Source organism: Ktedonobacter racemifer DSM 44963 (assembly GCF_000178855.1).
Taxonomy (GTDB): domain Bacteria; phylum Chloroflexota; class Ktedonobacteria; order Ktedonobacterales; family Ktedonobacteraceae; genus Ktedonobacter; species Ktedonobacter racemifer.
This window is the reverse complement of record NZ_ADVG01000003.1, coordinates 858,215-870,380: the sequence shown is the minus strand read 5'-3', so window position 1 is coordinate 870,380 and position 12,166 is coordinate 858,215. Positions and strand designations below refer to the sequence as shown.

Sequence of the window (12,166 nt, the reverse complement as noted above, 5' to 3'; positions counted from 1 at the left end):
AATGGGAGACTATCTGATTCTTGCGCTTCAAACTTCCAGGCGGAGAATAAACTCCTCGGTCTCCGCGCCACGGGCGTTGGCATAACCCTTGCCCTCGCCGCAGATGGTGAAGCCGCACTTCTCTAAAACGCGGCGCGAGGCGAGGTTATCCTTCGCCACGCGGGCAAAGATGGGGCGCACTTGCACAATATCCAGGAAGGCTGTTAGCGCCTGGGTGGCGATGCCCTGGCCCCAGTAGGACTTGCCCAGCCAGTAGGTGACCTCTGGCCCCTCCATCTCTTCATCTCGATAGCTCGAGACGCTTCCTGCCACCTGTTCCCCAGAAATAATAGTCTTATTCGTGGTGCTCTCATCGGCGAGAATCTTCTGCCAATGGCGCATAAAGGCCTCATGGTCCGCCGGGTCTTTGGCCGTGAAGGCCGCCATATAAATGGCCTCGGGATCTAACTGCTGCTCATAAAAAATGGGGAGGTCGTCCGCGATCACATCGCGCAGGATAATCTGGTTGGTCGTGGAATCTGGTGTGGGTTGGCTCATTGTATCTCTGCCCTCCTGGCTGCTATTCTATCCTGGTGAACATTTTTTCTATATTCGCTTCATTCTATCACAGGTGGGAGAGGCCTTGCTCATTCTTGTAGCGTAACATAAACGTCAATCTGAGCGCATCGGGCAAAATGCCGGTGTTTTCCTCCTAAATTTGACATATACTTTCTCTACCTATATCTCTCGATGATATAGTGCGTCGAGGAAGGTTGAAAAGAGGTTGATCCAGGTCTTGAAGTTTATACTTTTTAAGAGGAAGGTGAGGATTTATATGGGCAAGCCACTATTGGTAATTGTAAATGGTCTCCCTGGAGTTGGAAAGACAACCCTAGCCAGGCGCCTGGGGGAGGACGCGCATCTTCCAGTCTTCTCCAGAGATGGGATATTTGAAACCCTTCATGATGGCCTTGGAGGCGCCAACAATGAGCTACCCTCACAGCTTGGCTCCGCCTCTTTCGCCCTACTCTATTATATTGCCGGTAAATTGTTAGCCGCAGGACAGCCGCTGTTGATCGAGGGCTTCTTTGGGCGTCCCGAGTTGAGGAGCGCCGAGTTCCTGCAACTGCAAAGCACTTATGACTTTGAGCCATTGCAGATTCTCTGTAAGGCCGATGGCCAGGTCCTGCTGGAGCGCTTCCTGGCACGGGTGGAGAGCGTAGAACGCCACGCAGGCCACAGCGACCTGGAATGGCTTGATGACAACAAAGAGCGGCTCTTGCGAGGGGAGCTTACGCCCATGGCGCTTGGTGGCCAGGTAATTGAAATCGACACCACAACACCGCAAAGCATTAAATATGCCAAGCTCCTCCAGCAAGTTCGAGATGCCCTCGCAAACGGTTGTGGACAGCAAGTCCGCAACATGTGATAAGATGATTTGCAGAAAATAGAGCGATTTTCTCTTTCTAAGGAGGATAGATGACCTACGCTTTTACGCACACTGATCGTGCCAGACAGCGGCTAGAAGTGCTCGCGGAGGTATATTCTGCGTCAACAAGCCTCTTTCTGCGCGAGTGCCTTGGTGAGACGCCCTCTCTTGTGGTAGATCTGGGATGTGGACCAGGCTGCACAACGCACCTGCTTGCAAACACGCTTCAAGCAAAACAAGTGATTGGCCTGGATCTCTCTCCAAGTTTTATCGCCTTTGCACAAAAGACTGCGGCGCCTCATATCTCGTTTGCCTGTCATGATATTACTGTTGTACCTTTTCCCTCCGGCCCGGCGAACCTGCTCTACTGCCGCTTCCTGCTGACTCACCTTCAACTGCCCCAATCTATCATTGAGCGTTGGGCTACACAACTGCAACCAGGCGGTTTCTTGTTTATAGAAGAGACGGAATGGATTCATACACAGCATAAATTGCTTGCCCAGTATCTAGAGATCGTTGCGGCCATGCTAGCTCATCAAGCAAATAATCTGTACATAGGACCATCGTTAGAGGCGCTAACACAAAGCAAATCCCTTCAAATACATAGAAATCGGGTGCAGGCCGTCAAAGTGACGACGGCACAAGCCGCGATGATGTTTTGGATGAATATTCAATCCTGGAAACATCTGCCATTTATCCAACAACACTACTCCCCTGACCTGATCAATAGCATAGAGGAGGATTTACGAGTCCTCACGCAAGTTGCTGAGAGAGACGACGAAATTGAATGGGGGATACGACAACTAGCACTTGTGCGTATATAACTGGTCGATTGGTGTTTTTTTTCGTGTTATACTTGGGTATACGGATTGAAAGGCTGGAACTTCGCGGTGCTGCTTTAGTCATTGCATGCCTCTTGAGAGGCTATAGTGGAATAATTTCTCGCGGGTCGTTTGGGAGAGGAGTCCATGCAAGCATGGACCCTACAGATGAGGCGTGTCCGCGAGCTATTACTTTTCCTGTTGGCAGGAGGGCTGTTGTGTTGCACCCTCTCTGTGTTAAGCAATGGCTGGAGTTTGATGCATGTTTGATTTTGATGCCGAGTTGGCCGAGCGCTATGGCGCCTTTACGAGCTATACCTCCTCTGTCTCCCCCGCCCTCGTCGAGTATTATGGCGAGAATCCCGCCGCTGAAGTTGATCGTTTGCTGGACCAGTATGCTATGCCGGAGAGTAATGTGCTGGACCTGGGTTGCGGTGCGGGCCAGACCCTCTGCCGCCTGGCGCCAAAGGTAAAGCATATCTGGGGCCTGGACCAGAACAAAGAAATGCTGGAGGTTACAGGTCTGCGCGCTGAGCGCCTGGGCCTGAAGAACGTGACTACCGTGCATGGTAGTATTTACGATGCTGAAGCCATTGCCAGTCTGCCGGACGATACCTTTGGCCTGGTCTTTAGCCGCCGGGGACCCAATTTTAATGAGCAATTTATACCTAAGTTACGCCAGGACGCTATGGTAGTGCAGGAGTTTGTCAGCGGCTTCGATGGCTATCCGCTGGGCGAGATCTTTGGTCGCAGGCACTATACACCCTACTACTACACAGATCACGAGTTGATTATAAGCACATACGCCGGGCTGGGACTCTTCCCAGTAAGCTCCAAGGTGTACTTCTACGAGGAGTATTTCCGCGATGGAGAGAACTTTGAGGCCTACCTGAAGCAGATGTGGGCCATGCTCGGCAACTGGCGTTTGCCGCCATGCCCATATGAGGCCGCTCGCGACCGGGCGGCGCTCGACCTCTACGTGCGCTATAACACGACGCCAAAGGGCGTGCGCCTCCTGCGCCAGCGCAAGGTCTACGTCCTGCGCCGCGCCCCCGTGGCCTTCTATCCCTGTCAATAGTTTGTAGCAAAAAGCACTGTTCGCTCGTCTCTACATGAAGCAGGCAGAATTGCCTGTACTTCTTGTAGAGAGAGCGGTCGTAGTTATGCGGATTATGTTTTTGACACTCCCCCGGATACATCCAGGGGAATTCTTCTTTCATCCAGCCCGCTTGCCCGCTCTGGCCTTGCGACCAGAACGAGTAGAGGCGGTCTGTCCAGAAGCGTTCGGTGGGGCTTGCGCCTCACCCGTTCCTGTCTGCCCGACAGTACGATAGGCTTTCTCTAAAATGTTGCGCGCGGCGTTGTGGTCGCGGTCAAGCACGAAGCCACAGGAGGGACAGATATGCGTCCTCACACTGAGCGACTTCTTGACGCGTGCCCCACAGGCGCTACAATCCTGGCTGGTGAAAGCTGGTTCTACCGCAATAATTGGTATGGTGTGCATCGATCCATAGGAGTTGAGCCACTGGAGAAAGCGACCCCAGGCTGCATCACTGATCGACGTTGCCAGCGTGCGGTTTTTTACCAAATTGGCTATTCTCAAGTGTTCATAGGCAATCAGATCGTGAGAGGTGATAAGCGCGTTCGCCGTCTTTCTGGCGAAATCTTCACGCTGCCTCTGGACCTTGAGATAGCCTTTTGCAAGTTTCTTCCTGGCCTTCTTGCGGTTGGCTGACTTCTTCTGTGTGCGAGAAAGGCGACGGTGCAACCGCTTGAGCTTGCGTTCGGCCTTTCTCAGATAGCGCGGGAAATCGTCCAGCGCAAGCTCCTCCCGCCCGACGATTTTCTCAAGCTTTTCCCCTGGGGCCATACCCGGATCGCCCAGGCCCTCTTCGCCAGAGCCATAGAGCAAGCGCGAGTAATATGACGAGGAGCCCGACGCGTGCTTATGCTGTTTTAAAAATAACCCGAGAATGTCTGTGGGATGGCACTGCTCATATACATGATGTAGTAATGTGGATAGAGAGGAATAGAACGCCTTAGTAGCGTCAAGGGCAGAACAATCTGCCAGATGAGGAGGAGCAAAAGACCCTGACGATCAGGCGATGCCCAGAAATCCTTCAGCTAGTGCAATCGTCCAAAAGAAAGTAGGAAAGTAGCCGATATGAGAAGGTATGCAACCCATTTTCATTCGACCACTCACCGAATCCGAGCGAGCCCATATCGAGGCTCACTTACGCTCCGGCTCAGCCTTTGTGCTACGCCGTTGCCAGATCCTTCTGGCTTCAGCCCGTGGAGAGCGAGCCATCGCCATTGCGCGGCAGCTGGGCTGCGACGACCAGACAGTGCGCAATGTGATCAAAGACTTCAACGAGCAGGGGCTCGACGTGCTCAAGAAGGAGTCCTGTCGCCCTCATCGGCTACGCACCAGCATTGCCGACGAGAATCTGCCAGCCTTGCGCGATCTGCTCCATCGCAGCCCGCGCGATTTTGGGATCGAGCGCAATCTCTGGTCTCTCCCACTGGTGGCGCAAATCTGCTTGTCACAAGGACTCGTAGCTGCCCCGACCACTGCTGCCAGTGTCCGCCGCGCGCTCAAGCGCTTGGGCGTCAGTTGGAAACGAGCCAAGCACTGGATTACCAGCCCCGATCCGCAGTATGCACGAAAAAAAAGGCTCGTGACCGCTTGATCGCGTACGCTCAACCCCGCTCTGATTGGGCCATTGGCTTCCTCGACGAGGTCTGGTGGAGCCGATTTGCTCTTCCACGCCTTCACACCTGGCAAGATCCAGAGTACCCAGTCCGTTTGGTTGAGCAATCCTGGCAAAAGAATGACCCTGACCCAAAAGCATTGGCTTGCTATGGTGTCCTCTGGCAAAACGGAACCACGGAGGAACCCGTGCGAGAGCAGATGTGGCTTCGTTTTGTCACAGGACGCCCGGTGAGTGAGATCACCATCCAGTTTCTGGACTGGTGTTGTCAGCAATTGGCCGCACAAGGCAAACGTCAGTGGCTCCTCATCTGGGACAACGCCTCCTGGCATGTGAGTAAGATGGTGCGCACCTGGATCAGAAAACACAACCTCGCTGTCAAACAAACGGACGAAGGGGTACGGATTTTGCCTTTCCAACTGCCCACCAAAAGTCCCTGGCTCAATCCAATTGAGCCCAAGTGGGTCCATGGCAAACGCAATGTGGCCGAAACCAATGGGCTGCTTTCGGCTCACCACCTCGCTGAGCGAGTCTGTGCCTATTATGGGTGTGCATATGAGCCACATTTATCTCTTCCCGAAAAGGTTTCGTAATCTTGCACTAGTGGGTCAGTTGCCAAGTCTTGTCCGGTTGTGACATACTCAAGGAGAACATAAGAACCCATGATCCATGAAAGGACGCTTCAAGAACCCCACGGTATGTCCCATCCCATTACTCAACCCCTCCGCCCTCTTACGGATGCCGAACGCAGCGAACTCACACGCATCAGCCATGCTCCCAGCGAACGTCTGAACCGCCATCAGCGAGCCGTTGCTCTTCTGGCTATCGAAGCGGGAAAAAACCTGACAGATGCCGCAAAAGCAGCTGGCTGGAAAACCCCGAAAACCGTTGCCCGGCTGATTCGCCGCTTTCATGAACGAGGTCTTGTTGCTCTGGATGACCTTCCTCGCCGTGGCCATCCCCGCAGCTATGGCTCGACTGAACGAACACGGATTGTCCAAGAACTCCGTCGCCATCCCTTGCGCAAAGAAGACGGCACAGCGACGTGGTCACTTGCTACGTTACGACGTGCCTTACGAGAAGCCCCTGACGGATTGCCGCGAGTGAGCACATTTACTATTCTCTACACGCTGCATGAGGCTGGTTACAGCTGGCAAAAGAGTCGGACCTGGTGTGAGACAGGCAAGACCCTACGCAAAAAGGATGGTCGTGTTGAAGAAAGCTATGACGAATATACCCAGGAAAAAACAGCAGTGATTGAGCGAGCCTATCTGATTGGCGAACAGCTTGGGTTCCAGGTATGGTGCGAAGACGAGGCTGGTCCGTATCAGACCATTCCACAGCCTGGCAGTTCCTGGCAGGTGGAAAATCGACCGGCACGCCAGGCGCATCAATACCTGCGAGGGGAAACGGCGAAATTACTCACCTTGTTCCGCCCTGCCACTGGAGAACTGCGCGCCGAAGTGGTTCAGCAAAGTACCAATGCCATTCTGCATCCCTGGTTGCAGCGAGAATTGACAGACATCTTGAAACAGTGTCCTCCTGCTCCCGAGACGGTTCCAACTGGCCGGCGTTGGCAGGATTGGGATATCTATCCAGCCGCCGAGCAGTTGGATCGCTTTTTCCCTCCCGTCAGAATCCTCTTGATCTGGGACAATCTGGCCGGGCACAAAAGCCACAGCCTGGTGCAGTGGTGTGCAGAGCATGGCATTCTCTTACTTTCCACGCCCAATGCAGGTTCCTGGCTCAACATGGCGGAGTCGGTGCAACGGATCATCAAACGGAGAGCATTGCAAGGCTATCATACCTATGATGTCGAGATCCTCAAGCAGTGGCTTACTGATGCCGTCGCAGGTTGGAATCGTCGTCCCACGCCTTTTATCTGGGGCGGCAAGCGGCATGCACGCCGGGATCGAGCCTATGCACGGCGCCATCGTGTGGGAGGTTCTGGTGCCACCGCTGCTTACGTCATTCCTCGACGTCTTCGCTCGGTCCGCTACTACCGAAAGGCAGCTTAACCGGACAAAACTTGGCAACTGACCCACTAGCTGGATGCCAGGGACATGAAATGGCCTCCAATTACTATAAAAATAAGGAATTGTCTAGCTGTTATAACAAGGAGTGGTGTCTGTAGCCCTGATAATTGTATGGGTCTATTCAGTTCCTAAAACGGCTGAGGATATTTTGTAGTAATCCGGCTTGATACTCTTGAATTTAATAGTACCTTTATGGGGTATGGTAGGGCAGGGCCGCAGGTCCTGCTCCACTACATATATTTTATTGTTTACGCCTGAGCACCAGGGACTGAAAGCGCCAATCTGAATTTGTGATTGAGATAGATTTGAACGAGACAATCTCGAAGACGGGCGAGACGGCCTCGCGCATGAACTCGTCGGTATGGTGAGCGAAGAAACGGGGTGGTTTATGCCAGTCTTCCTCACGCACGCCCTCTTGCTCGTTGCCGCCGTAGACGCCAAGGAAAAAGAGGCCGCCGGGGCGCAGGAGGTCGCGCAGCTTCTCCAGCACACTGGGGAGATCCTTTGTTGGCACGTGGAGCAGGCAGTTGAGCGCGTAGATGGCGTCGAAGGAGGCGGGGGGGAAATCCAGGCCCAGAAAATCCATGACGTGAGCCTCCAGACCCTTCTCGCGGCATAGCTCGACCATGGCGGGCGAGAGATCAGTGCAGACAACGCGCAGACCCTGCTGCTGAAAGAAGAGGCCATCCGTGCCGGTTCCCGCTCCCACCTCCAGCAGTGTTTGTTTCCCCTCGCGTTGTAAGAGGTCGAGAAAATCCTGTCGCTCGGCAACCTTCCAATCCTCTTTTTTGGCCTGGTTTCGGTTGCCTGCGCTCTCACGATTGTAGGCTTCTTGCAAAAGGGTCGTGACCTGTTGGTAGTCCATAGATGCTTGTATCCATCCTTTCTGACTGCTTGTCATCGGCTTCTTGCGCTTTACAGCTCAGTTATTGTAACACATACCCACTGAAAAGCCTGATGCGATTGAATATGATTTTATTTAAATTTGAGACTAAGAGTGATTGAAGAACTGCATGTTGCGCGTTTTTGGGCTATGCGCTTTCCGAACTCGTTGGAAGAGGCAAGGCGACAAAGAAGGTCGTGAACTTGAAGAGTTACGGAAGAAAAGAAAAACAGGGTTTCCCCTAGATTTTTATGGAGGGAAGCCCTGTGGTGCCGTGCGGTATTTCAATGGATCAAATGCGCCATTTCGTCATATCGAGGTATGGCTTGCAGGTTGCGACAACAATTCCTTTTGACTGCTGGTAAATTTTGCATAGAAGCGGCACGAAGAAATAGAGGAATACAACCAACAGGTATACCAGGTAGAGTCCCTGATTGAAATCGAGATGTGGATGGACAACAAAAGGATGCCAGAGGACACTGAATTCAGGGACGTAGTGGCAGTATGCTTCCAGCGCGTAGTTGTTCGCACTACACGTCGAAATATAGGTATCGCTTTGAAAGAGCGCGGCACACACTCCAACCCAGGCAGAGAGGCAGAGAACCACGCCCGTAAAGATGTTAACCCACAGTTTGGTCCCTTTATCATGTAAGCGAACAGCCAGCGCCAAAGAAGCAGGAAGAGAGGCGAAGAGGAAGAAACGTGGCCCCCAATAGCGTCCACCGTACCAGGCCCACCAGCGGGAATAGACCAGAATCAATCCTACCAGGAAGAAGAGCCACAAGACATAGAGCTGGTAGAGATTCAAATCATATTTCTCTTGCAATTTTAGCATTGTTTTACGAACGGGCAGCAGAAATCCTGGTGTAAAAAAGATCAGACCTTTGCCAAAAGAGAAGAGAATGGAGATCAGCCCAAAGAAGAATGGATAGCTAAAACCGGGCAAACCTGAGTATGGCATCACAGTATGAAAACCGAAATCGTTGGCGTAGCCACTTGCCTGGGGCGAACCACGACGCAACCAGGACTCGCCAAGAATCAACGCAGCCACGGCGACGACTGCGATCAGATAGCGCAGGCGCTTCATGTCCAACATTCTTTTGAATATGAGTAGACAAAAACCTCCTACCATTGCTGGCGTGTTGACCACGCCCAGTATCACAGCGATCCAACCTCCAATCGAGGACAAGCGAGAACGTCTCATAAACGCAATAATTCCCACCCCAATACAGGCGGCGGAAAATACCTCGCCGTAGAATGCGAAGAGATGCGCGGCAAACATCGATGAGGTTACCAGTAACAGGATGAATTTGCGCAATAGACCTCGATCAATGTGATTTCTACAAAGAAGATAGATGGCAAGGAGGCAGCCCGCAAAAAGAATGTAATTATAGACTAAAATCCAGGCGACAGGCTGACCTAGCCTTTCTCCAATTATAAGCAAGGGCAGAGCAAAGATGGGTCCAACCAGAGAATATTTTGCACCAGGGTTCCGGGTAATGCCATGATGGAGAAAATCCGCCAGATACTGATAGCGTTGAGCACCATCACCATGAATCATACGCGGGAGAAAGAAATATATACATAGTAGGCCGATAAAAATAAAACATGTTTCAAGGATGGCGAAAAAAAGTTTTGACTTTTTCTCTTTTTCTGGCAAATCATCCATCAGGTGAATTTCTTGATCGCTATTCCTCGCTGCCTTTAATTCCTTATCTCGATCAGAAATAGCTGGATCAAAATTTGCTTCTGTGATATCCATTTGGTAACCTTTTTGTAACTATTATTCCTCGCCACTGCGTGGCTCGTTTGGGTCAGGGAGTGTGTGCGCGCGCACACACACTCCCTGACCGGCGAAACATCGCTTTTTATATATACCATACTTGAAATCATTAAAAATGGCAAGTTGATAGCTCTTTTGAATGATGGTGATGCATATGACCTAAAACCTGGAACTGCCCACGGGATGCGCAACGAGATGGCAGAAGGTAAACAGTAAAGAAGAGGACCAGACAAAAGAGGGAAAAATCATTGTAAAACAGGCAAAAATGTGTCTCCTTGATTGAAAAAGTAGTGTGAAGATGCATTGAGCTGTGCGTTTAGCACGTCGGTCGGAGCACGAGACCAACCTTTCTGCATACCGCTGTAAAGGGCACAAGGTACGCGCCTACGCTAGTGTGGTGAGCGAAGAAACGGGGTGGTTTATGCCAGTCTTCCTCACGCACGCCCTCTTGCTCGTTGCCGCCGTAGACGCCAAGGAAAAAGAGGCCGCCGGGGCGCAGGAGGTCGCGCAGCTTCTCCAGCACACTGGGGAGATCCTTTGTTGGCACGTGGAGCAGGCAGTTGAGCGCGTAGATGGCGTCGAAGGAGGCGGGGGGGAAATCCAGGCCCAGAAAATCCATGACGTGAGCCTCCAGACCCTTCTCGCGGCATAGCTCGACCATGGCGGGCGAGAGATCAGTGCAGACAACGCGCAGACCCTGCTGCTGAAAGAAGAGGCCATCCGTGCCGGTTCCCGCTCCCACCTCCAGCAGTGTTTGTTTCCCCTCGCGTTGTAAGAGGTCGAGAAAATCCTGTCGCTCGGCAACCTTCCAATCCTCTTTTTTGGCCTGGTTTCGGTTGCCTGCGCTCTCACGATTGTAGGCTTCTTGCAAAAGGGCCGTGACCTGTTGGTAGTCCATAGATGCTTGTATCCATCCTTTCTGACTGCTTGTCATCGGCTTCTTGCGCTTTACAGCTCAGTTATTGTAACACATACCCACTGAAAAGCCTGATGCGATTGAATATGATTTTATTTAAATTTGAAACTAAGAGTGATTGAAGAACTGCTTGTCGCGCGTTTTTGGGCTATGCGCTTTCCGAACTCGTTGGAAGAGGCAAGGCGACAAAGAAGGTCGTGCCCTTTTCTGCCGAAGACTCTACCCAGATGCGCCCGTTGTGCAATACAACAATTTCTTTACAAATGGCAAGTCCCAGCCCCCATCCGGGTGTCGCGGGGGATTGGGCTTCACAACTCCGATAGAACGGCTCAAAAAGGGATTTCTGTTGTTCTTTGGTAAGCACAGGGCTTTCATTGTGAACTGCAAGGATGGCCTCTCCTGGTCTCTGGCTCACCTCCACGAGTATGGGCGTATTCTTAGGTGAATATTTGAGAGCATTGCTGACCAGATTGCTCACGACCTGAGAGAATCGCCTGTTGTCGACTTGCACGGTCACAGGATCGGCAGGAAGTCGCAGATCGATTGAACGACCTACCAAAGCCTGTTGTTCTTCGACAACTCTCCGGCATAGGCAACCTAGCTCACAGAATTCCAGGTGCACCGGCATCTTCCCTGAACGCAACGTATTGATATCGAGCAAATCATTCACTAGATCCGTTAACCTCCGGGTCTGTTCATCCACTTTACCCAGAGCGTCGTACATGGGAAGCCATTCCGGATTCTGTATGCTTTGCTTCTTCAATCGGTGCAGGAGCAATTGTACATACCCTTGAATACCCGTCACCGGTGTTCTCAGTTCATGCGAGGCCATCGAGAGAAACTGATCTTTGACCCGATCCGCTTGTTCGAGTCGAGTATTGCTCTCCGCCAATTCCTCAGCATGTTGAGAGATCTCCTGGTTAGCATGGAGAAGCTGTTGCCGGTAGTTTTTCTGAACGACGATCAGACCCAGGACAATGAGCTGGATGAGAATAAACGGCGCGAATGAAACAATATTGGGCCACAGAAAAAACGAGATGCTCCCGAGAGGGGGGACAAGCCAATAATCGATTGCAAGTACTTCGAGAAGCAAAGCTAGCAGTGCTGGACCGATGCCCCAGAACCATCCAACCAGAAGCGTTGCGATGACAAACGGCGGCTCAATAAAAAGATCCTCAATGCCCACGGATTTCTCAGACATGGGGATCAAAAACGCGATGGCAGTGAAGAGAACAGCAAGAGGATAGCCAAGAAGAGGTGAATGCCACCACGAGTGACGGTGGTCAGCATGTCGATGCTTTCTTTGCTTCTCATTGAATTTCATTGCCTACCTCAAAAATGGAGGCTTCATGCCAGTTGCTGATGACGGTATGCGAGATCTTGTACTCACAACTGAGTTAGCCCAGGTACTTTTCGCCACTTACCAAGTGTCGAACAATATGCAGTTTTTCTTCTGGGCTTAATTGTCGTTGGGTCATGATGGTTGCTCCTAGCTTGCTCACAGTATATCTCTCAAGGGAGGAATTTGAAATCTGAGCCAGAGTGGCTTTTGAGGAGCAGCCCATCCTGCCGCGTCACCAGCAAAGGTGGCGTGTGAGCGCGTGCGCT

Annotated in this window: 11 protein-coding genes and 1 pseudogene; 6 read left to right on the top strand and 6 right to left on the bottom strand. The window is 52.0% G+C overall.

The annotated features are described in order from the left end of the window. Positions 1-27: 27 nt before the first annotated feature. Positions 28-537 (bottom strand): GNAT family N-acetyltransferase, encoded by a 510-nt coding sequence (locus KRAC_RS32825; RefSeq protein WP_007914782.1) that lies wholly within the window; start codon positions 535-537, stop codon positions 28-30. Between the two features lie 277 nt (positions 538-814). Here KRAC_RS32825 and KRAC_RS32820 point away from each other — a divergent pair, with 277 nt between their 5' ends. The 3 genes from KRAC_RS32820 to KRAC_RS32810 all read left to right on the top strand — a co-directional run bounded on the left by KRAC_RS32820 (position 815) and on the right by KRAC_RS32810 (position 3,307). Further along, positions 815-1,408: a P-loop nucleotide/nucleoside kinase family protein gene (locus tag KRAC_RS32820; protein WP_007914780.1), complete on the top strand. Its 594-nt coding sequence runs from the start codon at positions 815-817 to the stop codon at positions 1,406-1,408. 50 nt (positions 1,409-1,458) lie between these two features. Further along, positions 1,459-2,232 (top strand): class I SAM-dependent methyltransferase, encoded by a 774-nt coding sequence (locus KRAC_RS32815; protein WP_007914778.1) that lies wholly within the window; start codon positions 1,459-1,461, stop codon positions 2,230-2,232. A gap of 259 nt (positions 2,233-2,491) precedes the next feature. Further along, on the top strand, positions 2,492-3,307 hold the full coding sequence (locus KRAC_RS32810) for a class I SAM-dependent methyltransferase (protein ID WP_007914775.1): 816 nt from the start codon (positions 2,492-2,494) through the stop codon (positions 3,305-3,307). Between the two features lie 138 nt (positions 3,308-3,445). Here the strand turns inward: KRAC_RS32810 and KRAC_RS32805 are convergent. Further along, positions 3,446-4,036 (bottom strand): annotated as a pseudogene (locus tag KRAC_RS32805) (RNA-guided endonuclease InsQ/TnpB family protein); the annotation flags it as partial. A gap of 367 nt (positions 4,037-4,403) precedes the next feature. Between KRAC_RS32805 and KRAC_RS71940 the strand changes: the two are divergent. The 3 genes from KRAC_RS71940 to KRAC_RS76495 all read left to right on the top strand — a co-directional run bounded on the left by KRAC_RS71940 (position 4,404) and on the right by KRAC_RS76495 (position 6,958). After that, positions 4,404-4,919 (top strand): helix-turn-helix domain-containing protein, encoded by a 516-nt coding sequence (locus tag KRAC_RS71940; protein ID WP_007905169.1) that lies wholly within the window; start codon positions 4,404-4,406, stop codon positions 4,917-4,919. Continuing rightward, positions 4,916-5,533 (top strand): transposase, encoded by a 618-nt coding sequence (locus tag KRAC_RS71935; protein WP_007905171.1) that lies wholly within the window; start codon positions 4,916-4,918, stop codon positions 5,531-5,533. The genes KRAC_RS71940 and KRAC_RS71935 overlap by 4 nt, the downstream gene beginning before the upstream one ends. Positions 5,534-5,602: 69 nt before the next feature. Continuing rightward, positions 5,603-6,958 (top strand): transposase, encoded by a 1,356-nt coding sequence (locus KRAC_RS76495; protein ID WP_007909441.1) that lies wholly within the window; start codon positions 5,603-5,605, stop codon positions 6,956-6,958. Between the two features lie 259 nt (positions 6,959-7,217). Here KRAC_RS76495 and KRAC_RS32780 read toward each other — a convergent pair whose 3' ends face one another. The 4 genes from KRAC_RS32780 to KRAC_RS32765 form a co-directional block, all read right to left on the bottom strand. Then, positions 7,218-7,841, bottom strand: coding sequence for a class I SAM-dependent methyltransferase (locus KRAC_RS32780; RefSeq protein ID WP_007914773.1), 624 nt, complete (start codon positions 7,839-7,841; stop codon positions 7,218-7,220). Between the two features lie 310 nt (positions 7,842-8,151). Further along, on the bottom strand, positions 8,152-9,621 hold the full coding sequence (locus KRAC_RS32775) for a hypothetical protein (RefSeq protein WP_007914771.1): 1,470 nt from the start codon (positions 9,619-9,621) through the stop codon (positions 8,152-8,154). 337 nt (positions 9,622-9,958) lie between these two features. Next, positions 9,959-10,540, bottom strand: a complete 582-nt coding sequence (locus KRAC_RS32770; RefSeq protein WP_007914769.1) for a class I SAM-dependent methyltransferase — start codon at positions 10,538-10,540, stop codon at positions 9,959-9,961. A 166-nt stretch (positions 10,541-10,706) separates the two neighbouring features. Then, a complete protein-coding gene (locus KRAC_RS32765; protein ID WP_007914767.1) occupies positions 10,707-11,882 on the bottom strand; it encodes an ATP-binding protein in 1,176 nt (391 codons plus the stop codon). Positions 11,883-12,166: the final 284 nt, after the last annotated feature.